Genomic DNA, 22,852 nt, shown 5'->3' with positions numbered 1-22,852 from the left:
ACTAGTCAGATCGCCTTGGCGTGCAGCGCGCCGCGATAGGAATCGCGCAGATAGCCGAGCGTGGCGTCGGCATCGACCGGCTTGCCGAACAGATAGCCCTGCCCGCCGGCGCAGCCGAACTGGACGAGGCGATCGGCCTGCGCCTCATCCTCGATGCCTTCGGCCACGACATCCATGCCGAGCCCCTCGCACATGGCGAGGATGGCGCGGATGATGTGTTCCGAGGGCCGGTCGTCGAGGATGGAGGAGACAAAGGCGCGGTCGATCTTGAGCTTGTCGAAATGGAATTCGCGCAGGCGGCCGAGCGACGACTGGCCGGTGCCGAAATCGTCGAGCGAGACGCGGATGCCGACGCGGCGCAAATCCTCGACGATCTTCTCTGCCGAGGCCGGATCGTTCATCAGGCCGGTCTCGGTGATCTCGATCTCCAGCCGGCGCGGATCGAAGCCGGTGCGGTCGAGGATGGCCAGGATATGCAGCCCGGTGTTCTGATCGACCAGTTGCGAGGGCGACAGGTTGAAGGACAGGAACAGTTCCTTCGGCCAGCTGCGCGCCGCCTCCGTCGCCTTGCGCAGCACCAGCTGCGACAGCGGGCCGATGATGCCGCGCTCCTCGGCGATCGGGATGAAGACGGATGGCGGCACGACGCCGAGGTCGCGGTCGGTCCAGCGCGCCAGGGTCTCGAAGCCGATGGTGCGGCGGCTGTTCAAGTCGACGATCGGCTGGAAATGCGGTTCGACCTCGCCGGCCGAGACGGCGCGGCGCAGCGCCTGCTCGATGCGGGTGACGCGCTTGGCCGCCTCCTCCATCTCGCGGGTGTAGACGACGACGCGGCCGCGGCCCGAACGCTTGGCGTGATAGAGCGCGGTCTCGGCCTTGTTGACGAGTATCTCGGTGGTCTCGTCGCCGGAATAGAACAGCGAGCAGCCGACCGAGGCCGAGAGCCTGGCGGTGCGCTCGCCGACGTCATAGGGCGCCGACAGGATCTCGATCAGCATGCGCGACTTCTCGGCCGCCTGCTCCTCCGAGAACACCATCGGGTAGAGGTAGGCAAACTCGTCGGCACCGATGCGGCAGACAGTGGAATAGCCGTCCATGGAGGCGCGCAGCCGCATCGCCACCTGGATCAGGATGTCGTCGCCGGCCTTGTGGCCGAACAGGTCGTTGATCGGCTTGAAGCCGTCGAGGTCGAGGATGCCGACGGTGAAGGGCGCGGGATCGTCGGCGCGGTCGCTGATCAGGCGATCGACCTTGTCGAAGAAGCGACGGTGATTGCCGAGACCGGTCAACGAATCGGTGAAAGCCAGATCCGTGTTTTCCTTGCCTGGCTGACCGGTGCCAAACGTCGTTTGCATCATGTCCCTGTTCTGATGTCGGTATTTACGGCCAGACTGGCAGCAAAGCGTTTAGGAAACGTATCGGAAAATCGATTTTTCCATCGTCCAACAGTTGCTTGCTTCGTCGGCAACAGATCAGCTTTCGACAAGGAACGCTGATCTGCATGAGATATTCGTTTATGCGTAATTTCTAATGGAATATCGAAGGCTTTCCCGGGGAGACACTTCCTCTAAGCGATCGTGGACGGAAGGCTACTGCGAAGGCGCTGAGCCCAAGCGATCGCATCCTTTCGCAGGATTGCTTTTAGCCGGCTTGCCTGACGCGATAGAGCTCGATCGGGCTGCCCTTGGTTTCGGCGATCGGCTCGAGCCAGTCCGGCACCTTGCCTTGCAGCAGGCCGCCAAGGAAGCCCTGCGGCGCCTTCTGGGTCAGGATCCGGGTCTCGACGTTGCCGGGGCAGATGGCGACGAGGCCGACACGATGCGCCTCGACAATGCCGTGCGCATCGTCGGCCGAGCCGAGAAAGGCTTCCAGCGCCAGGATATTGCCGGCGACATTGCGATGATAGGGGCCGGCGAAGACGCGATGGCCGCTGTAGACGAGGACCGGCGCTCCGAGATTTGAGATCGTCAGCACGGTGGTGCCGGCCATGCCGCCAAGCGGTGCAAAGGTGGCCTTCTTCTCGCATGTCTTGTCCGCGGCATCGCCGGCGGCGACGGCCGTGTCTTTTTCGAACGCCACCGAGGCGGCGGCGGCAACGCCGGTCCAGACCGGGTTGATCGAAACCAGCCAGACGGCCGCAAGGCGCAGCGCCACGCCGAGCGACGAGCTGGTTTCGGCTCGCGCCCGCCATTTCGCGATCCACGCCGAGAGCGGGATGACGGCGAAAGCGATCGAGAAGGTGGTGGCGCGCACCTGCCAGACGCCGACCGCGAAGGCGACGACGAGCAGCGCGGCGACGAGGCTGTCCTGCCGCCGCCAGCCGCCGCGGCGGAAGCGCTGCGCCATCAGGATGATCGCGACCAGCGGCGTCGCGTAACGCGCCGCCACGCGCGCCGGATCGCGGACAAGCAGCGTGAACAGCGACTGGGCCTCGTTGACATGGTCGAGCCACAATTCCTTGAGGCGCGGATCGAGGGCGGCGTAGGGCGCGGACAGGCATTGCGGGAACAGCGCCGCCACGACCACGCCGAGAACGACGCCCAGCGCGGCAAGCGACGCCAGCCTGCGCTGCCAGTTGCGGGCGGCGGGCTCGATCGCGGCGATCGCCGCCAGCCCGATGCCGGCAATGGCGGCGACGACGAACTGCGCGACCGAAAAGGCATCGCACTGCGCCACGCCCCATGCGGAAGGCGGGATGGTGGTGACGAAGACAAGCGTCGCGATGCCGGCGAAGCCGAGGCCGAAATCCCGGGCGATCGCCCGCTCGCTACCCGCATCGGCGACGAACAGCAGCGACACGCAAACGCCGATGGTGGCGACGTAGGGCACGGTTTCCATGCCGACGGCGAGCGTCAGCGCGGCGCTGAGACCGGAAAACAGCGCGGCCCCGCGCCGGGCGGGCGCCTCGAGCAACAAGGCGAGGCTCGCCATGGTGAGCATCAGCTGGACGTTATGGTGATCGAGCGCACCGGGGTCGTAGATGCCGATGAAATAATAGCCGGCGCCACCGATCAGGATGGCGGGCAGCACCGCGCCGCCACCGCCGAAGGCGCGCGCGGCGCGGGCGGTGAAGAACAAGGTCGACCAAAGCAGCAGCGCCGGCCACAGCACCTGCGCCACGTCCTCGGCAAGCGGCCTGCTGCCGGTGAGCGCCGAGGCGGCAAGGACAATCGCGGCGATCGGCGCGTCGACCAGCCTCGACCAGTGCATGACGAAGCCGCCTTCCAGCCCCATCCGGTACTGGTGCAGGTCGAACCAGCCCTGGCCGGCAAGCAGGTCGCGCACCTCGACGAGACGCAGCAGGTTGTCGTTGTCGCCGCCGGGATCGGTCAGCGGGCCAAAGCCGGTCCACGCATCGAGCGCAAACGCGAACAACGCGGCCAGCAGCGCCAGCATGAGATCGGACTTCCAGGTGGCGGCGCCGTTCTCAGCTGTGCCCATTGCCGTAGCCTTTGAAGGGAAAGGATCGGTTTTAAACCTAGCCTTAACGGCTTCAATAAATAGTAAAGCGGCTCGAAGGGACCGGCGTAGGCGCGGCCGGAGGCTGGTCGGGCGCCCGGAGACAGACATGCCGCATGCAGTCCGCCACGAGCCGGTCATCGCCGTGCTCCTGCCTTGCTACAACGAGGAGCTCACGATCGGCGAGGTCGTGTTGCGCTTCCGCGAGACGCTGCCTTTGGCCGCGATCTATGTCTATGACAACAATTCCAAGGACCTCACGGCGCTGAAGGCCCGCGCAGCCGGCGCCATCGTCGTACGCGAGCCGCGCCAGGGCAAGGGCAATGTGGTGCGGCGCATGTTCGCCGACATCGATGCGGACATCTATGTGATGGCCGACGGCGACGGCACCTATGCTCCTGAAGATGCGCCGCAGCTGATCAACGTGCTGCAGACCGAGCGCTCGGACATGGTGGTCGGCACCAGGCGCGGCGTGACCGACGATGCCGGCCGCAATGGCCACGCCTTCGGCAACCGCATCTTCAACCGCCTGTACAAGAGCCTGTTCGGCACCGACTTCACCGACATATTCTCGGGCTACCGGGTGTTTTCCCGCCGCTTCGTCAAGAGCTTTCCGGCCGTGTCCGGCGGCTTCGAGATCGAGACCGAAATGTCGGTGCATGCCTCGCAGCTCAAGCTGCCGGTAAGCGAGATGGCTCTCGACTACGGCCGCCGCCCGGAAGGCTCGTCCTCGAAACTGTCGACCTTCCGTGACGGCGCCAGGATCCTGTGGATGTTCGCCATGCTGATGAAGGAGACGCAGCCACTCCGCTTCTTCGGCACGTTCGCGCTGTTCTTCCTGGCGGCCAGCATCGGCCTGATGATCCCGGTGCTGGTCGAGTTCGCGGAGACGGGACTGGTGCCACGCATGCCGACCTGGGTGCTGTCGATCGGCATGCTGCTTCTGGCCATGCTGTCCATGATGACCGGGCTCATCCTCGATTCGGTATCGCGCGGTCGGGCCGAGCAGAAGCGCATCTTCTATCTGTCGATTTCCTCCGGCCGCGCCGAGCGCCTGGTATCCGGGCAGGCCTTGCCGAAGAGCGAGCCAGGCAAGGCGCCGCGGGCGGCATAGTGGGCCGCCTCGTCCGTTTCGCCCTTGCCGGCGGCATCGGCTTCCTCGCCGACGCGGCGGCGCTGTGGCTGCTGCTTGCCGCAACGCCGCTCGGGCCGCTGACGGCGCGGGTGCTTTCGATCGGCTTCGCGCTCTGTGTCACGTGGCAGATCAACCGCCATCTGACCTTCTCGCCATCGGGCCGGGGCATCGCGCAGGAAGGCGCGCGCTATGGCGGCGTCGGCATCGCCACCAGCGTCGTCAATTACCTGGTCTACTGCGCGCTGCTCTTGGCATTGCCGGCCTTGCCACCACTGGCGGCGCTCGCCATCGCCTCGATCGCCGCCATGACGCTCTCCTTCCTCGGCTATTCCCGGCTGGTCTTCGACCGGTAGCCTCTGGCCGATTGGCAGACGCCGCCGAGTTCCGTATATCCACGGCACTTAAAGCGCATCGCGCTGAAACGGATTCAGGCGACGCGCTTTAAGTCTTTGTTTTTATGCATGTCGTTGTCCCAGAACCGCTGCACACTTCTGGGCGACATGCATTAGGATCGCCGGGGAGTAAGAAATGCCGCTGAAAATCGCCGTCCAGATGGACCATGTCTCCACCGTGTCGATCGCCGGCGACACGAGCTTCGCGTTGTCGCTGGAGGCGCAGCGGCGCGGCCATAAGCTTTTCCACTACACGCCCGACCGGCTGTCGATGCGGGACGGCAAGGTGTTCGCGCGCATCGAGGAGATGCAGGTGCGCGACGAGAAGGGCAACCACTACGCACTGGGCGAGAAGGTGCGCACCGACCTGTCCGAGATGGACGTGGTGCTGCTGCGGCAGGACCCGCCCTTCGACATGAACTACATCACCACCACGCACATGCTGGAGCGCATCCATCCGAAGACGCTGGTGGTCAACGACCCGGCCTGGGTGCGCAACAGCCCGGAAAAGATCTTCGTCACCGAGTTCCCGGACCTGATGCCGGAGACGCTGATCACCAAGGATCCATTGGAGGTGGCGGCCTTCCGCAAGGAGTTCGGCGACATCATCGTCAAGCCGCTCTACGGCAATGGCGGCGCCGGCATCTTTCATCTCTTGGAAGCAGACCGCAATCTTGCCTCGCTGCTGGAAATGTTCGGCCAGCTGTTCCGCGAACCCTATATCGTGCAACGCTATCTCAAGGACGTCCGCAAGGGCGACAAGCGCATCATCCTGATCGACGGCGAGCCGGTCGGCGCCATCAACCGTGTGCCGGCCGAGCACGATTCGCGCTCCAACATGCATGTCGGCGGCCGCGCCGAGAAGACCGAGCTGACCGAGCGCGAGCGCGAGATCTGCGCCCGCATCGGACCGGCGCTCAGGGAACGCGGCTTCATCCTCGTCGGCATCGACGTCATCGGCGACTACATGACCGAGATCAACGTCACCTCGCCGACCGGCGTGCGCGAGGTGCAGCGTTTTGGTGGGGCCGATATAGCGAGCTTGTTTTGGGACTGCGTGGAAGGGAAGCGGGGGTAATTTTCGACACGATGCAGGCGGCGCTCTATGCATCGGACCTGCCGAGAGGCTGGTTGCCAACCCGCTGCCCATGATCATGAATGCTCTCGCGCCCTACCAACTACAGCAGGACCCAGCTCCCCGTTTTCAAGGAGTCGCAATTTCATGATAATTGTTACTGCAAGCGACAATAACTTTGTACCCGGGCTTTTTTTATTCATCTTTTCTGCTTGGATTCATAACCGCGAGGCGAAATTCGTCGTTATCGACGCAGGAATAGAGTCCGCGAGCTTGATAGAGCTTCGCCGTTTTTGCGAACGAAATAGAATTGACTGTCAGATCGTCCAGGCAGACGCCGAGCAGATTTCCGATCTGCCGACAAGAGGCAAGCTGCTGACGGCTGCCACATATGCCCGAATACTCATTCCCGAGTTATTGCCTGATTGCGATAAGGCCATCTACATGGATGCAGATACGCTGGTGGTATCCGATCTCGGCGGCCTCTGGTCGGCGGACTTGGGCGACAATTTAGTCGCCGGCGTGATTGACGGCTTCGTCGAGCAGGAGGAACTCGACGACGTCGGAATGTCCCGGAATGAATATATCAATGCCGGCGTTCTGATGATGAACCTCGTCGCCTGGCGCAGGGATGGCATTGCGGACAGTATCTTTGCAAAAGTTCGGGAAACCGCCAAGTCGCGATACCTCGACCAGACAGCCTTGAATGCGGTGGTGCGCGGACGAGTTCTTTTCCTGGGCAGGGAATGGAATTTCTTTTCAGATCGGTATGTGGAAATCGAACGGCGGCTTCCCAAGGTGATCCATTATGCGGGATCGGCCAAGCCCTGGCGCTACAAGCGCGTGCCTTTTGCCGATGTTTTCAATTTCTACAGAACCATGTCGGGATTGGATATTGCGGAGGGGACGCTGATTTTGAAATCCGCCCGTAGGCGGAAGATGATCCTTGGCCTTATGGGGCTGCGAAGAAAATACTGGTCCTCTGCCCTGGCAGCTCATTACTACCGCCGTCGATTTACCAAGCCGCACCTACGAGGCCTGGGCAAGATGTTCCCGAAGGTTCCATTGCCGCGGCAACATTCGACTGCTGCGCCGTAACGAGACGCGCGGTTGCATATGTTCTCGTAATGTTCTTGCCCAAAGCGAAAATCTGTGGTTGTCTGGAGTTCACGCGCTCGCCGCCTGATGGCGGATGGCGAGCGCGCTAACGCCGGGGGCTCGAGACAAATGGTGGCGCGGGTTCGCACGGTCGCTTTCCAAGGCATCGAGGCCGTGCCGGTCGATGTCCAAGTGATGGTCGGGCCGGGCAAGGTCGGCATGCAGATCGTCGGCCTGCCGGACAAGGCGGTGGCCGAAAGCCGCGAGCGCGTGCAGGCGGCGCTCCACGCATCCGGCCTGTCGATGCCGTCGAAGAAGGTGACGGTGAACCTGGCGCCGGCGGACCTTCCAAAGGAAGGCAGCCACTACGACCTGCCGATCGCGCTCGGCCTGATGGCGGCGCTCGGCGCCATCCCGGGCGATATGCTGGGCGGCTATGTGGTGCTCGGCGAATTGTCGCTCGACGGCACGATCACGGGCGTGGCCGGTGCGCTGCCGGCGGCGATCGGCGCCAATGCCGAGGGCAAGGGCCTGATCTGCCCCTTCGCCTGCGGACCGGAGGCGGCCTGGGCCGGCAAGGACTTCGATATACTGGCGCCGCGCAGCCTGATCGCCGTCGCCAACCACTTTCGCGGCACGCAGGTGCTGTCGCGGCCCGAAGCCGGCATCCAGCTTGCGGCGCGCGACCTGCCGGACCTCTCAGACATCAAGGGCCAGGAGAGCGCCAAACGGGCGGTCGAAGTGGCTGCCGCCGGCGGGCATAACCTGCTGATGGTCGGGCCGCCAGGCTCGGGCAAGTCGATGCTGGCGCAGCGCCTGCCCTCGATCCTGCCGCCGCTGGCGCCGAAGGAGCTGCTCGAAGTGTCGATGATCGCTTCCGTTGCCGGCGAGCTCGGCGAAGGCAAGCTGACCGACCGGCGGCCGTTCCGCGCGCCGCACCATTCGGCCTCGATGGCCGCGATGGTCGGCGGCGGCATCCGCGCGCGGCCGGGCGAGGTCTCGCTCGCGCATCACGGCGTCCTGTTCCTCGATGAGCTGCCGGAGTTCACGCCGCAGACGCTGGATGCGCTGCGTCAGCCGCTGGAGACGGGCGACTGCATGATCGCGCGCGCCAACCACCGCGTCACCTATCCGGCGCGTATCCAGCTGGTGGCGGCGATGAATCCGTGCCGCTGCGGCATGTCGGGAGAGCCGGGCTATCGCTGCCTGCGCGGCGAACGCTGCCGCACCGACTACCAGGCGCGCATTTCCGGCCCGCTGCTCGACCGCATCGACCTTCGGATCGAAGTGCCGGCGGTCTCGGCCAGCGACCTGATCCGGCCCGACAAGGCCGAAACGAGCGCCGCGGTGGCGCAGCGCGTGGCGCGTGCGCGCGCCATGCAGCGCGAACGGCTGGAAAGGCTGGGCGCCAGCGCCACCACCAACGCGCATTGCCCGCCTTCGATCATTGAGGAGATCGCCAAGCCCGATACGGCCGGCCTGACGCTGCTCAAGGATGCCAGCGAAAAACTCGGCTTTTCGGCGCGGGCCTATCACCGCGTGCTGAAGGTGGCGCGCACGCTGGCCGACCTCGACGCCAGCGAGACGGTCGGCCGCATCCACCTCGCCGAGGCGATTTCCTACCGGATGAGCGCGGAGCGGATGGCGCAGGCGGCGTAGTCGGAAGACATCGCAGCTACGCCGGATCCGCCGAGGCCGATCTCACGTCATCGGTTGTTTTTGACGCAATTCCGGACGGAAGGTTACGGCGAAGACGCCGAACTTAACCGCTCACACTTTTCCTGGAATTGCTCCAGGGATCAGCTTCTGCAATGTCGGCGCCAGGATCATGCCGAAGGTCAAGACATCGCCATAGGCCCGCGCGGAAATCATCGCCCCGTGCACGGTCGCCATGAAGGCTTCCGCTTCGACGCGCGGCGCGGCGGCGATCGTCAATGTTCCCTGCTCGGCGCCGCGCTCGAAGACGCGGGTCAGCCACCCCGAGAGAAACTGAAAATAGGCCCGGACCTCCACGGCCACCTGCGGGGGAAGGGCCGGAAGCTCGCTCGCGAGCAACGCGCAGACGCAGATCGGCCTGCTCGCGTCCTCGATGCACTGCGCCCAGAAGCCCGTGTAGGTTCGAAGCAGCTCGGGCTGCTCAGGCACATTGCGCTCAAGCTCCGTCATGCCCGTCACAGCCTCCTCGAGGTAACGCCTGACCAGGGTTTGCACGAGGTCGACCTTGCTCGGGAAATGATGATGGATGCTGGCTTTGCGGATACCGACCACCTCGGCGATGTCGGCGTAGCTAAACCCGTTGTAGCCGCCGGCGACGATGAAGCTTCGCGCGGCGGCCAGGATGTCATCGGCGGTGTTCGAGGGCTTATCCATAGACATGCCTAGAACGTTTCATCGTTTCACGGAAACGGCGAAACGCTCTATCTCCTTGTTTTTACGCAATTCCGGACGGAAGGCTACGGCGAAGACGCCGAGCCTAACCGCGCACACTTTTCCTGGAATTGCTCTAACCTCCAGCGGAGGAAATCTCAACGCGCGGCCTGCGGTGACTTGCGAAGGATATCGCTGACCGAAAGCCACACGGCGGACACCAGGAAGTAGAAGGCGCCGAAAGCGGCGTAGGGCGCCACGTTGGCGATGCCGATCGCCTCCGTGCCGCCTGCCATCTTCACGAAGAAGAGACCGGCCAGCGCCGACTGGGCGCCGCTTAGGATCATCGCCCACTGGGCGCCGTTGATTTTCCAGCGACGCAGGGCGGTGAGAAGCTGAAACGCGCCGGAGATAACCGCCCAGACGCCATAGACCGCGAGCACCGCGTTCATGCCGCGGCCAAGCGCGATGGCGACCGCGATCGCGGTGAAGATACTGACGGCGAAATTGAGCAACTGCGACCTGTTGCGACCGAGGCCGCCGCTGCGCTGCGCGTCGACATAGTTCGCGAGTGCGTCCCAGGCGGGATAGGCAACCAGCATGACCGCTGCGAGCGTCGGAACGGCCTTCGCGACGGTGACGGCCGCCAGGACCCAGGCAGCCGATACGGCAAACCGCAGATAGTAATAGGTTTTGAGCCAGCCGTTTGAGGACCGGGCGCGATTCATTTGTGCAGACATGACGATACCTTTCATCCAATTGCCTACCAACTAGTAGGTAGATTGACAACCGTCAATGCCTTGCAGGACCGATCGCGATCACCTCGTCATCTCGTTTATGTGATCGGCCATCAAGGGGTAGCGAAAGCTGCGCTACTGCTCCCGCGCCTTTAGCTCCAGCCGCCGTGCATGCAGCACCGGCTCGGTATAGCCATTGGGCTGCACCGTCCCTTTGAACACCAGGTCGCAAGCGGCCTGGAAGGCTACTGAGTTGTCGAAGTCCGGCGCCATCGGCCGGTAGAGCGGGTCGCCGACATTCTGGCGGTCGACGATGGCCGCCATGCGCTGCAGCGAATCCCGGACCTGGATTTCGGAACACACCTTGTGGCGCAGCCAGTTGGCGATGTGCTGCGAGGAGATGCGCAGCGTGGCGCGGTCCTCCATCAGGCCGACATCGTTGATATCGGGCACCTTCGAGCAGCCGACGCCCTGGTCGATCCAACGCACGACGTAACCCAGAATGCCTTGCGCGTTGTTGTCGATCTCGCGCTGGATCTCGTCCGGCGTCCAGTTCGGCCGCACCGCCACCGGCACCGACAGGATGTCGTCGAGCTTGGCCTTCGGCCGGCTCTTCAGCGCCGCCTGCACGGCGTGCACATCGACCTTGTGGTAATGCGTGGCGTGCAGCGTCGCCGCCGTCGGCGACGGCACCCAGGCGGTGTTGGCGCCGGCCTTGGGATGCGCGATCTTCTCCACCAGCATCGCCGCCATCAGATCGGGCATCGCCCACATGCCCTTGCCGATCTGGGCGTGGCCGGCGAGCCCGCATTCCAGGCCCGTATCGACATTCCAGGCTTCATAGGCGGAAATCCAGGCGGCTTGCTTCATGTCGCCCTTGCGGATCATCGGGCCGGCTTCCATCGAGGTGTGGATCTCGTCGCCGGTGCGGTCGAGGAAGCCGGTGTTGATGAACACGACGCGCTCCTTCGCGGCGCGGATCGCTTCCTTGAGGTTGACGGTGGTGCGCCGCTCCTCGTCCATGATGCCCATCTTGATGGTGTTCTTCGCCATGCCGAGCAGGGCCTCGACGCGGTCGAATATCTCGACGGCGAAGGCGACTTCCTCCGGCCCGTGCATCTTGGGCTTCACCACATACATCGAACCGGCGCGGGAATTGGCGCGGCGGCCGTTTTCGCCGACATCGTGCAGGGCGATCAGCGCGGTGAGCGCGGCATCCATGATGCCTTCGGGCACCTCATGGCCATCGCGATCGGTTATCGCCGGATTGGTCATCAGGTGGCCGACGTTTCGAACCAGCATCAGCGAACGTCCCGGTAGCAGGAGCTGGCCGCCATTGGGCGCCGTGTAGCGGCGGTCCGGATTGAGCGTGCGGACAAAGGTCTTGCCGCCCTTGGTGATCTCTTCCGCAAGATCGCCCTTCATCAGGCCGAGCCAGTTGCGGTAGATGACGACCTTGTCCTGCGCATCCACGGCGGCGACCGAATCCTCGCAGTCCTGGATGGTGGTCAGGGCCGATTCCAGGATGACGTCGGCGATGCCGGCCGGATCGGTCCTGCCGATCTGGTTGGCGTGGTCGATCACGATCTCGATATGCAGGCCGTTCCTGGCCAGGAGCACCGCTTCCGGATTGGCGGCATCGCCGCGATAGCCGGCGAACTGCTTTGGATCGGCGAGCGTCGTGGCGCCGGCGCCCTCGCCCGCCTTCAAGGCGCCATTGGCGACCGAGAGCCCGTTGACGCCGGCCCATTTGCCCGTGGTCAGCGGCACCGACTGGTCGAGGAAATCCTTGGCCCAGGCAATCACCCTGGCGCCGCGCGCGGGATTGAACCCCTTGCCCTTCTCGGCGCCGCCCGTCTCGGGAATGGCGTCGGTGCCGTAGAGCGCATCGTAGAGCGAGCCCCAGCGCGCATTGGCGGCGTTGAGCGCATAGCGCGCGTTCATCACCGGCACGACCAGCTGCGGCCCGGCGACGACGGCGATCTCGGGGTCGACATTGACGGTCGAGACACTGAAGGCCGGGCCTTCCGGCACCAGATAGCCGATCTCCTTCAGGAAGCTCTTGTAGCCCTCCATATCGATCGGCGCGCCGTTCTGGCGATACCAGCCGTCGAGCTTTTCCTGCATGGCGTCGCGTTTTGCCAGCAGCGCCCGGTTCTTCGGCGCGAGGTCGTGGACGATCGCCGAAAAGCCGGTCCAGAATTTCTCCGGGTCGATGCCGGTGCCGACAGCTGCCTCTTCGGCCACGAAGTCATGGAGCTCCCGGGCAATCTGCAACCCGGCGATCTCGATGCGGTCGGTCATCAGGGCTTCTCCAGAGGGGTGGCTTTGGCCTTGTTAGCTGGCTCGGGGGCCTTTGGCATGTTTGGGGGGCGAGGGTCAATTCGGCTTAGGGTGAAGTAGGGCATTTGGGCAAGTTGGCGAAGCCGGCGGCGCGGGCGTCCTTCTCCCCGTGCACGGGGAGAAGATGGGGGCAGCCAGATGAGGGGCGGCCCGGCGTTGCGAGAACTGGCGCTACAGCGAAACCGCGTCGGCTAGCGCTGCCCCTCATCCGCCCTTCGGGCACCTTCTCCCCGTAAACGGGGAGAAGAAAAGGGCGCGCTACACCGCAATCCGTGGCCTTCCAGACGCCACCGCCACGACATGCGCCTCGATGAACATGCGCTGGCCCTCGATGGTCGAGACCTTGAAATCGGTGGAAACGTCGATCTCGGCGTTGTCGGTGCCGGCGTCCCTGGCGCGGTCGGCGACGATCGCCCGCACGTCGGCTTCGGCGGCGGCGATCGCCTTTTCCTCCTCGGTGAAGTCGCGCACCGTCTGGCCAGAGGCGAGGCGGAACAGGCCTTCCTTGGGCTGGCTGACGCGGGCTTCGGCCGAGACGCGCACCTGGCCGACCACGGCGCCGAGCGCGTTGGCGACGTCGGTGTCCTCCGGCACGATGCAGCCATTGCCGATCAGCGGCGGCAGGCCAGCATAGTGCAGCGGCGCCGAGGCGCCGAGGCCGATGACCGGGCGGTCGAGGGCGACGGTGAAACGGGCGATGCCGGGATGGGCATCGACCGCGCGCTGCACCAGCGCATGCGCGACGGTCGCGGCGCCGTCCAGCCCGTCCTCGGCGAAGGCGGTTTCGAGGATGTATTCGGCCGACCAGCGGGTGAGCGTGACCAGCACGCGCTCGGAAATCTCCTGCGGCGTCGCCGCGATGGTCTGGCCGCGGCCGTCGCGACGGCGGGCGAAAAGCTCGGCGCCGAGGCGCGCGGCCACAGCGTCCCAATTGGCCTGCTTGCCCAGCACATGGGCGGCGTCGGACGGCGTGAAGCCCGATATGTGTACCAGCCCACGCGCGACCAGCCGGTTCAGCGTGGCGTTCTGGGCATTCGAAGACAGCAGCCTGTCGAGCGCCAGCGGAGTGGCGCCGATCGTCTCGTAGAGCTTCGCTTCCGGGCCGGTGAGGCCGGCGGCGAGACGGTCCGGCACGCCGGTTCGCACGGCGAAACGCCCGTCCATGCGGCCGGGGTTGGGCGCGCGGAGTTGTCTTTCCAGTTCGACAGTGACGGGCTCGCCATGCGCCATGCCGGCCAGCGCCAGCGGCACCAGGCGGCGCGGTCCGAGCAGGATCTTCGGGTCGAGCGCGCCGTCCTCCAGCGTCACTTCGGAGTCACCGCCCAAGCCGAAGGTGCGCATGGCGACCGCCTCGACCATGGTGCGGAAGCCGCCGACGGTGGCGCCTTCGGGATCGAGGCGCGGCCGGCCGCCATCGAGCACCGCGACGTCGGTGGTGGTGCCGCCGATATCCGAGACCATGGCGTCGTCCAGCCCGGTCATGTGGCGGGCGCCGACGAGGCTGGCGGCAGGGCCGGACAAAATGGTCTCGATCGGCCGCTGGCGGGCGAAGGCCGCCGAGACCAGCGCGCCGTCGCCGCGCACCACCATCAGGGGCGCGGCAATGCCGCGATGGCCAAGAAAACCTTCGGTCGCCGCGACCAGACGGTCGATCATCGAGATCAGGCGGGCGTTGAGCAAGGTGGTGAGCGCGCGGCGCGGACCGCCGAGCTTGGCCGAAAGCTCGTGGCTGGCGGTGACCGGCAGGCCGGTCCTGTCGCGGATCAGGTCGCGGGCGGCAAGCTCATGCGCCGGGTTGCGGGTGGCGAAATAGGCGCAGACGGCGAAGCCCGACACCGAACGCGCAAGCTCGGGAAGTGCTGCCTCGAGACCGGAAAGGTCGAGCTTGGCCGCATTGCCGTGCACGTCATGGCCGCCGGGGCAGAACACCACCGGATCGGTGCCGAGCGCCGTCTTCAGCCCGTCGCGGGCAAGGTCGGCCTCGGAAAAGCCGATCATGACCAGCGCCACGCGCCCGCCCTGGCCCTCGACCAGCGCGTTGGTGGCCAAAGTGGTCGACATCGAAACCAGCTTTATCGCGGCCGGGTCGGTTCCGGATTTCTCCAGCACCGCATCGACAGCGCCGGAAATGCCGACAGCGAGATCGTGGCGCGTGGTCAGCGACTTGGCCTTGGCCAGAACTTTTCCCTTGGGTCCACCTTCCTCAGACCACAGCACGGCGTCGGTGTAGGTGCCGCCGGTGTCGATGCCGAGGAAGAGGGGGGAGGGCTTGGCGGTCATTTTGGGATGGTGGTCCGGGGCAAGAGGTTCGGTGCCTGCCCCTTAGCCGATACGGGCTGGCGGATAAAGGTTGGAGGGGTGGGCCAAGGGTGGAGGTTGGTGCGGTGGGGGATATCTGCTGAGTCGCTGGTGCGAGGCCCCCCTCTCTGGCCTGCCGGCCATCTCCCCCTCAAGGGGGGAGATTGGCAGCTTGGGCGCCGGCGCTCTCCTTGCTACGTTGGCGATTGGCGAAAGCAGCGGCGACATCTGATCTCCCCCTTGAGGGGGAGATGCCCGGCAGGGCAGAGAGGGGGGCCTCGCGCCGGCCTGCGTAAATTACCCCACAAACCCCACCCTCTTATGCGACCCATCGCAGAACGGCTTGTTCGCCGAATGCCCGCAGCGGCAGAGGAACACCTTGGTGGTGCGGGCGATGGTATGCCCCGTGCCGGTGACGATCTCGGCATTGCCTTCGACCTTCAGCGGGCCGTTGACGGTGGGCGTCACGTTGAGCGGGCCGTCGCGCGCGTCCAGCACCTGCGCTTCCTTCAGCGGCGGCTCGCCGGTGGCGGTGAAGCCTGCCTTGATGTGGCTGTTGTCGCAGAACGGCTTGTTCTGCGACAGGCCGCAACGGCAGAGCGTGGCGCGGAAAAAGGTCTCGTCACCGAGCACGATCTCGGCATGCACCGCCAGCGGGCCGTTTTCGCGCACGCGCACGGTGTTGACGACCGGCGGCTTCTCCTGCGGCCCGCCATCCTTGCGGTTGTAGGTGATGGCGCCCGACGGGCAGTTCTGCGCCAGCGCCACGACCTGCTCGACATCAGCCGCTTCCGGATGGATCCACTCGCCCGGCGCATTGGGCACGAAGACATGCGGATTGCCGAGCACGCAATTGCGCGAATGGATGCAGCGCTTGCCGTTGAAACCGACGTCGATCTTCTCGCCTTCGACCGTGCCTGCCATTTGGGTGGTCTCCTGTTGGTGGGTGGAGGCAAGGCTAGGGCGAGGCCGGGAAGGGCGTCAAGCTGGCCGGGGGAACAGCCTCCCCTTCTCCCCTTGCGGGGTCCGAAGGACGGGGCGAGACCCGTGGCTCGCCCCCGGGCGGTGGATCGGCGCGCAGCGCCGAGACGGATGAGCGGTGCTCCAGCTTGGCAACGCCGCCGGCGACATCACCGCCAAGGCCGCAAACTCTCATCGCGGACATACACAATGATTGTATCACACACCGCGTCCAGTTCCTTCAGCACATCGTCGTTCCAGAAACGCAGCACGCGAAATCCCCTGGCCTTCAATTCGGCGTGACGCTCCTGGTCGTGGCGCGACTCCGCATGCTGACTGCCGTCGATTTCAATGATGAACTGTGCTTCGGCGCAAACGAAGTCGGCTATGAACCGTCCAATCGGCACCTGCCGCCTGAACTTGATCCTGTCCAGACGCCGGCCGCGCAACTCGTGCCACAGGCGCTCTTCTGCCTCGGTTGGCTCGCGACGCATCGCGCGGGCGAAATTTTGTTTGGCCGGGGGTATGGGTTGATGCGGCATGGCGGAAGATTTGCCAATCTTGGTGACCGCTCAAATATCCAGCGCCTCACTCCGCTGGAACACCCCTCATCCGTCTCGGCGCTAAAGCGCCGAGCCACCTTCCCCCACAAAGGGGGGAAGGGAAGAGGCGCCGCCCTACTCCGTCAGGTCGATCTCCTCGGTCTGGCCGCCGCTGCAGGTGTGGCAGCAGTCGTCGCAGGTTTCCTTGTTGTTGGGGCCGACGCCCCAATAGGTTTCCTCGTCGCCGTCTACCCAGGCGCCGTAGCAGATCTTTTCGCCCTCGTTGCAGGAGATCGGCAGCTGCCTGGTCTCGCCGTCGTCGAGATAGAAATCCTTGCCCTCGCCCGGCCAGACATAGTCGCGGTCCTGGCTGTAGAGCTCGACGCGCATGGCGTTGGGGTGGTTGTTCTTGATCTGGAAGGTGACGTCGCCGGCATGGGCGGCGGACGAGAAGATGACGGCAAGGGAGAGCGCGGCGGCCGCGCGGCGCGCGAAAGTGGCAGACATGGAAAAACCCCCGATAGAGAATCGGCCCCCACGGCCGATCGCGGAATTCATCGCATAGTGCGGGGAGCCGCTAAAGGGGCGGCTGTGAAATCCGCTGACTGAATTTGGGTGGATTGGCGACTGCGCCGGCGACAGCTGACCTCCCCCTTGTGGGGGAGATGGCCGGCAGGCCAGAGGGGGGCGCTGTCCCGCCGACCTCTCAATCCTGCAGATCAACCTTGGATTGGTTTTCGCCCATTCGACAAACGTGAAGGTTGGCGATCCTTCGCGCCCCCCTCTGCCCTGCCGGGCATCTCCCCCACAAGGGGGGAGATCAGCAGCTTCGGCGCCCCGCTACTCCGCCAGATCCACCGTCTCGGTCGAATGCTCGGTGCAGATGAAGCAACAGGTGTCGCAGGGCTGGTCGTTGTCGGGGCCGACGCCGGCGGTGACCTTGTCGTTGCCGTTCACCCAGGCGCCCCAGCAGATGTGCTCGCCGGGCTCGCAGGAGATCGGCACGGATTTCTTCGCCTTCGGGCGGATGAAGTACACCTTGTCGTCGCCCGGCCAGACCTTTTCGCTGTCGCGGCTGAACAGCTCCACCGCGACGCCGTCCGAGCGCTGGTTGCGCACGAAGACGGACATGTCGGCGGCGAAGGCCGGAGTGGTGAGGAGGAGGAAGGCGAGCAGAGCGCGAATCATGGTGAGGTCCCCGAGGGGAGTAAAGCACGGGAGGAGAAGCCGCGCGACCTCCCCCTTCTCCTCCCCTTGTGGGAGAAGGTGTCCGCGAAGCGGCCGGATGAGGGGTGTTCCAGCGGAGTGAGACGCTGGCATTCCCTGGAGCACCCCTCATCCGTCTCGGCGCTTCGCGCCGATCCACCTTCCCCCACAAGGGGGGAAGGGGAGATCAGCGCCTCACCGCCACATGCGGCGCGAACTTCCGCACTGCATCCACCATGTCATCGCCCCTCACGTCGAGCGAGGAGATTTCCATGTGCACGGTGGTCTTGCCGAAGGGCATCAGGCCGAAGACGTTGGCGGAGGAATATTTGATCTTGTCGGGCGGCTCCTCGGTGAGCTCGAAATTGAGCATCGCCGCGCCCTTGCCGCCGGCGGCGAGGCGCACGCTTTTGACCTTGCTCCACGGCACCAGCACGTCGCCGGCGCGCGCATCGCGGAAACCTTGGCTGTCCAGGGTCACCTTGGCCGAAGTGTCGAAGGCGCCTCGGGCGATAAAGACGCCGAGCCCCAGGCAGGCGACGGCGAGCAGCGCGATCCACAGCACAGGCCCACCATCCGCGCCCGTGGCCACGCCCTGCAGCGCGCCGAAGCCGAAGATGCCGCCGAGCAGGAACGGCCCGACGGCGGGCAGGATCTTTCCCGACGGGCTGTTGCGGATTTCGAGCGGCGCGGGCATGGCGCGTTGGCGCTCAGCGTTCGGATTTCAGCAGCGTCCAGATCCAGCCGATGAAGGTCAGCACCAGGAACGGATAGCCGATCGCCGGCAGCGGCGCGGAGGTGGGCAGTAGCGGCGCGCCCCACAGGATCATCAGGACCGAGACGGTGAACAGCAAAGCGGCGATCAAAGCCGTGAGCCGCATCCACAGCGCGAAGGTGGCTTGCGCGCTGACCATGGTGAGCCCGGCCGCCCACAGCGCAATGCCGCCGGCATAGGAAGGCACGCTGGCCTGCAGCCCCGCCGCATTCCCGGCCAGAAGCAGGCTTTCGCCGGCCAGGAAGGTGAGGAAGCCGGCCGCGACGAGGTCATTGCCGAGCCGCTGATATTTCATCGTGAGCAGCGCCGTGGCGACGACGATGCCCACGCCATCCATGGTCCAGACCGTCTCGCGCAGCGCGTCGCTGGCGACAAACGTGCCGGCAAGCCCAAAAGCGCCGCCGATGGCGAGGCCGAGAGCGGCGATGGTGTCGGAGCGCATGTGATGTCTCCCCAAGCTGGAGGGGAGGATAGCGCTACGCAGGTAGAACGGAAAGGGTGGACTACGGAGGCGGTTCCGAAACGACTTTATTTGGGCATTAATCGACGATCAAATGCCTGATAATTGAAGAATCTCGCAAACTAGGCTTAGCTGCGTTGATTCGTGGCAACTTGATAATCCTCCAATGGCGCGAAAATCAGATCTGCTTGATTGGGTTGTAGAAGCTCTGACGAGTCTCGGCGGCAGTAGTAAAATTGTTCCTATTTGCCGATTTATCTGGGAGCGCCACGGCGCTGAGCTAGAAGGCTCAGGTGACCTGTTCTTCGTATGGCAGTACGAAATGAGGTGGGCGGCGACTGTCCTGAGACGTGATGGGATACTTACCCCAGTCTCTAGCTGCCCTAGGGGCGTATGGCAGCTTGCCGGCAAACGGGAGAAATAATTGTGGCGGGGGCATCGTTTGATATTAGTCGTTTCTCCAATCGCCTAAGCACGATGGGGCAATACGAGAGGCAGCTGCAGCGCCTGCGAGCTGCTGGCAAGGAAGTGCTTGCCGTTGAGTCGGCGGTGAGGGACGCGCTTCGCAACCTTCAGAAGTTGCAGGGACGCTCCTTCGTGATCTACGGAGAGCCTCAAAGCGGGAAGACAGAAATGATGATCTGCCTTACCGCCAAACTCCTCGACGAAGGATTCAATTTCATAGTCCATCTTTTGAACGACAGTGTCGATCTCCTGGGCCAAAATCTTGGGCGCTTTAAGGCGTCGGGCCTTGCACCAGCCGCTCGAAACTTTAGCGAGATCATTGACCCCGCAGTGGTGCTAAAGGGCCAAAGTCATGTAATCTTTTGCAAGAAAAACGGAGCCGACCTTCGCAAACTTCTCGAAAAAATTGGAAAAGTAAAGGGAATCGTTGTAATCGATGATGAAGCTGATTTCGCCTCACCAAACGCTAAAGTTAATAAAGGCGAAAAAACAAAAATAAACCAGCTAATCAGCGATCTTATCGGATCAGATGGTTACTATCTGGGTGTTACTGCTACCCCTGCGAGACTTGATTTAAACAATAGTTCGATAACGATAGTAATCTTTGGGTAGATTTTCCCCCACACAGTAAGTATACTGGACAGGACGTTTTCTTTCCGCTTGATGGCGGGGTTAAATATTATCAAACTTTGTTACCCGATTCGGGAAGCGACCCTCGCCACGCTCGGAAAGCATTGTTCGGGTTTCTGGTAAATGTAGCCTATCTAAACTTGTATGTTAATGCGCCTCTCGAAAGAAACTACTCTATCCTCATTCACACAAGCGGAAAGAAGGCTGATCACAAGACCGACTGGGCCAACGCCCATGGCGCCTTAACAGCGCTGATTCAGCGCTCGTCGGCAGATTTTGAGAAATATACGAAGCAAATATGGACCCTCAGCAGGGAGCGCTTCCCCGACGCAGACAGCGATAGCATCACGAGCTACGTTTTAGACAACATAACTCGGCACTCCATTGTTGTCCTTAATAGCGAACGCGACTGGAAGGATAACTCCTCCGCTGCCACAAGTCCGACTAGCCTGTTTACTATAATAATTGGAGGGAATATCGTTTCTCGAGGCGTTACACTCGATAACCTCCTCTCTATGTATTTTACCAGAGACGTTCAACACAAAATCCAGCAAGATACTTATATCCAGCGCGCCCGTATGTTCGGAAGCCGGGGACAGTATTTGAGCTTTTTCGAACTTACGATCCCCCAAGGGCTGTACCTCGATTGGCATCGGTGTTTTGTTTTTCACCGATTGGCGCTGGCCGCAATCAAGGAAGGCTTAGGGTCACTGGTCTGGCTAGGTGATACACGTATTCAGGCCGTATCGAGTGCAAGCATCGATCTCTCTACGGTCGATCTCGACCGCGGCGAGATGGCGTTCAGTCTGTTTCCCTTTTCTGACCGGATCACCCAGTTGATCAACGGAAGCGGTTCGGTGTTCGAGCGAATGGAGCAACTCGCGGCAGCGCTAGGCCCAACGGCGTTCCCGGATTATTTGCTCAGATACATCCGTGGAACGTCTTCAGGCCTGAAGACTGCTGTCGCGATTCACGACCCAATTCCCATTGCGGGCTATACCGATGGCCCAGATATCGACAAGGATCAGATCCTTCGCAAGCGCGGATTTATCGGCAAATCGCAAATTGGGAAATCTACCACCGCGGTACACCACCTCTTTGTGCTGTACAATGGCAAAGGCAACGCACGGCTGATTTATAAGTTTATCGGCTCTATTCAGTTTATAAAGAATAATGCGTCCCATGATACCGGAGTATAAGTTCTATCACGGGGCGGTCTTAGCCGAGATTGTGCATCAATGCACCATTCCGATTCAGATTGACGAACTCCACGAGGAGGGTCGGTTATCGTCCTACATTTTGGAGTCGCGCGTTGGAATGCAGATAAAGCATTCGACTCAGAGGCTACATCCTTGGAGCTTCACCTTTACAAAGCGCAATGTTCAAGAACTAGTTGATCTTCGGACAATTTTTCCGAAAGTTTTTGTAATCCTTGTCTGCCACACAGACGGCATGCTTTGCATCGATTTGCCGGACTTTATTCAATTACTCGCTGTGGGAGACAGCGAGCAGGCGTGGCTGAGAGTCGATCGCAAGAAAGGAAAATGGTACGAGGTCAATGGCAGCAAAGAACAAGGACCGCGCAAATGTCCAAAAGGAATCGATGCGCTGATGGATGCCCTCGGATTTCAAGGTAATGCCGAGCGACCAGCTAAGGCATTGCAAACGTAAGAACCGTCTCAGTTCGCATTCGCTTAGCTAGCTGCTCACTGGTCATAGGGAGATAGCGGCTTTGATTTGGCAACGGCCTCTCTGACCGAGAGGTCAATTTTAGCCCGACTTGATGGGCGGCTGAGACGACTGCTTCTGAGTTTCTAATGAAAACTCCTCGCAGGCACGAATCTCCGACCACAAAGATTGCCCGTCCTCCGGCTTTAAGGACACGAGCAATTTCTTCGACCACACCGAGGATGTCTACGACATAGCGGTCTACCATACTCAGAAACCGTTTGGGCAAATTGGTCAAATCACCCATACTGCCCTTAACCGTCAGGTGGCTCTTGGATGTTAGGTCGGTTCCTAGCTGTCGTTCGGTGCCGATACTGCCCGATCTAATTGCCCGGAGATCGGCAAGTCTGTGGCCCAGCCAGACCAGGGACAATCTGTGCCCTCGCAGATAGTCTATCGCATTGAGATACGGCGGCGATGTAAGAACAGCATCTATGCTGCCATCCGCGACCGACGCCATCGACCGCGCGTCGCCAATTGCGACTTCGGCTCTACAAGTTGGAGGCGATTGAGCGAGGCGCTTCCTAACAATCTCCATCGATCGCTCAAATGCCTGCCTGACATCAAAGTCATTGGTATCCGCCACCTTGTGAGGACGGCTGTGAGAAACATCTCTGGCCAAGGACGCTCCACGTTCCTTGGTTATGATAATTCGACTGAGAGCAAGCCTCGCCAAATCTAGTGCTGGCAGTTGGTCAGGGCGAGCGGTCGCGGCATACTGATTCAATGCGTAGGAAATCCGACGAAGGGAGCTCCGCTGGGGCTCAGCGAACCAGAAGTCTACGAAGGTCGACGTTTCCTTATCGCTATCGACCCACGGGATCGAGATGGGCTCTGCAGAAAGCCCATCTATGGTCTCCAGCAACTCAGAGGACGTGCGCTTAGCGATTTCGTCATCGATGGGGCTCGTCCATACGCGGCTCATAAGAACTGCCAGTGGATCTAAATCAAATCCAATTGCACGATGACCGAGGTTTGTTGCCTGGCGGAGCACCGTTCCCGAACCTGACATCGGGTCGAGTACAACGCCCTTGGGGGCAAGTTCGGCCAATTTTTCTAGGGCAAACTCAGGTGACATACGAGCCGGAAACGGATGTATTGTCAGCATGCAGAGCGCCTAATGATGCGGAATCGGTAATTATACTATTCGTCAGAAAAATGAAAAAGTCACGATCAAGAATT

At 62.7% G+C, this 22,852-nt stretch carries 21 protein-coding genes; 8 read left to right on the top strand and 13 right to left on the bottom strand.

Annotation, left to right across the window (positions count from 1 at the left end; translation table 11 throughout):
- Positions 1-5: 5 nt before the first annotated feature.
- A complete protein-coding gene (locus tag AC0L2L_RS00220; protein ID WP_027170127.1) occupies positions 6-1,355 on the bottom strand; it encodes a putative bifunctional diguanylate cyclase/phosphodiesterase in 1,350 nt (449 codons plus the stop codon).
- Between the two features lie 286 nt (positions 1,356-1,641).
- Positions 1,642-3,441, bottom strand: a complete 1,800-nt coding sequence (locus AC0L2L_RS00215; protein ID WP_473575357.1) for a GtrA family protein — start codon at positions 3,439-3,441, stop codon at positions 1,642-1,644.
- Positions 3,442-3,568: 127 nt separating this feature from the next.
- Between AC0L2L_RS00215 and AC0L2L_RS00210 the strand changes: the two genes are divergently transcribed.
- From AC0L2L_RS00210 to AC0L2L_RS00190, 5 genes are all read left to right on the top strand, one after another.
- Positions 3,569-4,573 carry a glycosyltransferase gene (locus tag AC0L2L_RS00210; protein ID WP_473575355.1) on the top strand — a complete coding sequence of 335 codons (1,005 nt, stop codon included), beginning with the start codon at positions 3,569-3,571 and terminating at the stop codon, positions 4,571-4,573.
- Positions 4,573-4,947, top strand: a complete 375-nt coding sequence (locus AC0L2L_RS00205) for a GtrA family protein (protein WP_473575354.1) — start codon at positions 4,573-4,575, stop codon at positions 4,945-4,947. Before AC0L2L_RS00210 ends, AC0L2L_RS00205 begins: the two co-directional genes overlap by 1 nt.
- Positions 4,948-5,122: 175 nt before the next feature.
- Positions 5,123-6,064, top strand: a complete 942-nt coding sequence (gene gshB, locus AC0L2L_RS00200; RefSeq protein WP_473575352.1) for a glutathione synthase — start codon at positions 5,123-5,125, stop codon at positions 6,062-6,064.
- A 144-nt stretch (positions 6,065-6,208) separates the two neighbouring features.
- Positions 6,209-7,159: a glycosyltransferase family 8 protein gene (locus AC0L2L_RS00195; protein ID WP_473575351.1), complete on the top strand. Its 951-nt coding sequence runs from the start codon at positions 6,209-6,211 to the stop codon at positions 7,157-7,159.
- 129 nt (positions 7,160-7,288) lie between these two features.
- Positions 7,289-8,818, top strand: coding sequence for a YifB family Mg chelatase-like AAA ATPase (locus AC0L2L_RS00190; RefSeq protein WP_473575349.1), 1,530 nt, complete (start codon positions 7,289-7,291; stop codon positions 8,816-8,818).
- A 111-nt stretch (positions 8,819-8,929) separates the two neighbouring features.
- On the opposite strand, the gene AC0L2L_RS00185 is transcribed toward AC0L2L_RS00190, so the two are convergent.
- From AC0L2L_RS00185 to AC0L2L_RS00140, 10 genes are all read right to left on the bottom strand, one after another.
- Positions 8,930-9,529 (bottom strand): TetR/AcrR family transcriptional regulator, encoded by a 600-nt coding sequence (locus AC0L2L_RS00185; RefSeq protein WP_473575347.1) that lies wholly within the window; start codon positions 9,527-9,529, stop codon positions 8,930-8,932.
- Positions 9,530-9,684: 155 nt separating this feature from the next.
- Positions 9,685-10,266 carry a DUF308 domain-containing protein gene (locus tag AC0L2L_RS00180; protein ID WP_473575345.1) on the bottom strand — a complete coding sequence of 194 codons (582 nt, stop codon included), beginning with the start codon at positions 10,264-10,266 and terminating at the stop codon, positions 9,685-9,687.
- Between the two features lie 132 nt (positions 10,267-10,398).
- On the bottom strand, positions 10,399-12,567 hold the full coding sequence (locus AC0L2L_RS00175) for a malate synthase G (RefSeq protein WP_473575344.1): 2,169 nt from the start codon (positions 12,565-12,567) through the stop codon (positions 10,399-10,401).
- Positions 12,568-12,864: 297 nt separating this feature from the next.
- Positions 12,865-14,886, bottom strand: coding sequence for a hydantoinase/oxoprolinase N-terminal domain-containing protein (locus AC0L2L_RS00170; protein ID WP_473575342.1), 2,022 nt, complete (start codon positions 14,884-14,886; stop codon positions 12,865-12,867).
- 315 nt (positions 14,887-15,201) lie between these two features.
- Complete coding sequence (locus tag AC0L2L_RS00165) at positions 15,202-15,828, bottom strand: CDGSH iron-sulfur domain-containing protein (protein WP_473575341.1); 627 nt, start codon at positions 15,826-15,828, stop codon at positions 15,202-15,204.
- A 206-nt stretch (positions 15,829-16,034) separates the two neighbouring features.
- On the bottom strand, positions 16,035-16,406 hold the full coding sequence (locus AC0L2L_RS00160; protein WP_473575340.1) for an endonuclease domain-containing protein: 372 nt from the start codon (positions 16,404-16,406) through the stop codon (positions 16,035-16,037).
- 135 nt (positions 16,407-16,541) lie between these two features.
- Positions 16,542-16,913, bottom strand: a complete 372-nt coding sequence (locus AC0L2L_RS00155; protein ID WP_473575338.1) for a hypothetical protein — start codon at positions 16,911-16,913, stop codon at positions 16,542-16,544.
- 333 nt (positions 16,914-17,246) lie between these two features.
- Entirely contained in the window at positions 17,247-17,594 is a 348-nt protein-coding gene (locus AC0L2L_RS00150) for a hypothetical protein (RefSeq protein ID WP_473575337.1), read from the bottom strand.
- 205 nt (positions 17,595-17,799) lie between these two features.
- Positions 17,800-18,309, bottom strand: a complete 510-nt coding sequence (locus AC0L2L_RS00145) for a hypothetical protein (RefSeq protein ID WP_473575335.1) — start codon at positions 18,307-18,309, stop codon at positions 17,800-17,802.
- 13 nt (positions 18,310-18,322) lie between these two features.
- Positions 18,323-18,829 carry a hypothetical protein gene (locus AC0L2L_RS00140; protein WP_473575333.1) on the bottom strand — a complete coding sequence of 169 codons (507 nt, stop codon included), beginning with the start codon at positions 18,827-18,829 and terminating at the stop codon, positions 18,323-18,325.
- 444 nt (positions 18,830-19,273) lie between these two features.
- On the opposite strand from AC0L2L_RS00140, the gene AC0L2L_RS00135 reads away from it, so the two are divergent.
- The 3 genes from AC0L2L_RS00135 to AC0L2L_RS00125 all read left to right on the top strand — a co-directional run bounded on the left by AC0L2L_RS00135 (position 19,274) and on the right by AC0L2L_RS00125 (position 21,613).
- Positions 19,274-19,924 (top strand): DEAD/DEAH box helicase family protein, encoded by a 651-nt coding sequence (locus tag AC0L2L_RS00135; protein WP_473575331.1) that lies wholly within the window; start codon positions 19,274-19,276, stop codon positions 19,922-19,924.
- A gap of 122 nt (positions 19,925-20,046) precedes the next feature.
- Complete coding sequence (locus tag AC0L2L_RS00130; protein ID WP_473575329.1) at positions 20,047-21,141, top strand: Z1 domain-containing protein; 1,095 nt, start codon at positions 20,047-20,049, stop codon at positions 21,139-21,141.
- 118 nt (positions 21,142-21,259) lie between these two features.
- Positions 21,260-21,613 carry a hypothetical protein gene (locus AC0L2L_RS00125; RefSeq protein ID WP_473575327.1) on the top strand — a complete coding sequence of 118 codons (354 nt, stop codon included), beginning with the start codon at positions 21,260-21,262 and terminating at the stop codon, positions 21,611-21,613.
- Here the strand turns inward: AC0L2L_RS00125 and AC0L2L_RS00120 are convergent.
- Positions 21,594-22,778 (bottom strand): hypothetical protein, encoded by a 1,185-nt coding sequence (locus tag AC0L2L_RS00120; RefSeq protein WP_473575326.1) that lies wholly within the window; start codon positions 22,776-22,778, stop codon positions 21,594-21,596. The genes AC0L2L_RS00125 and AC0L2L_RS00120 overlap by 20 nt on opposite strands.
- Positions 22,779-22,852 lie beyond the last annotated feature (74 nt).

This window comes from Mesorhizobium sp. WSM4832, from assembly GCF_055811115.1.
This window is presented reverse-complemented; position numbering and strand designations above follow the sequence as displayed.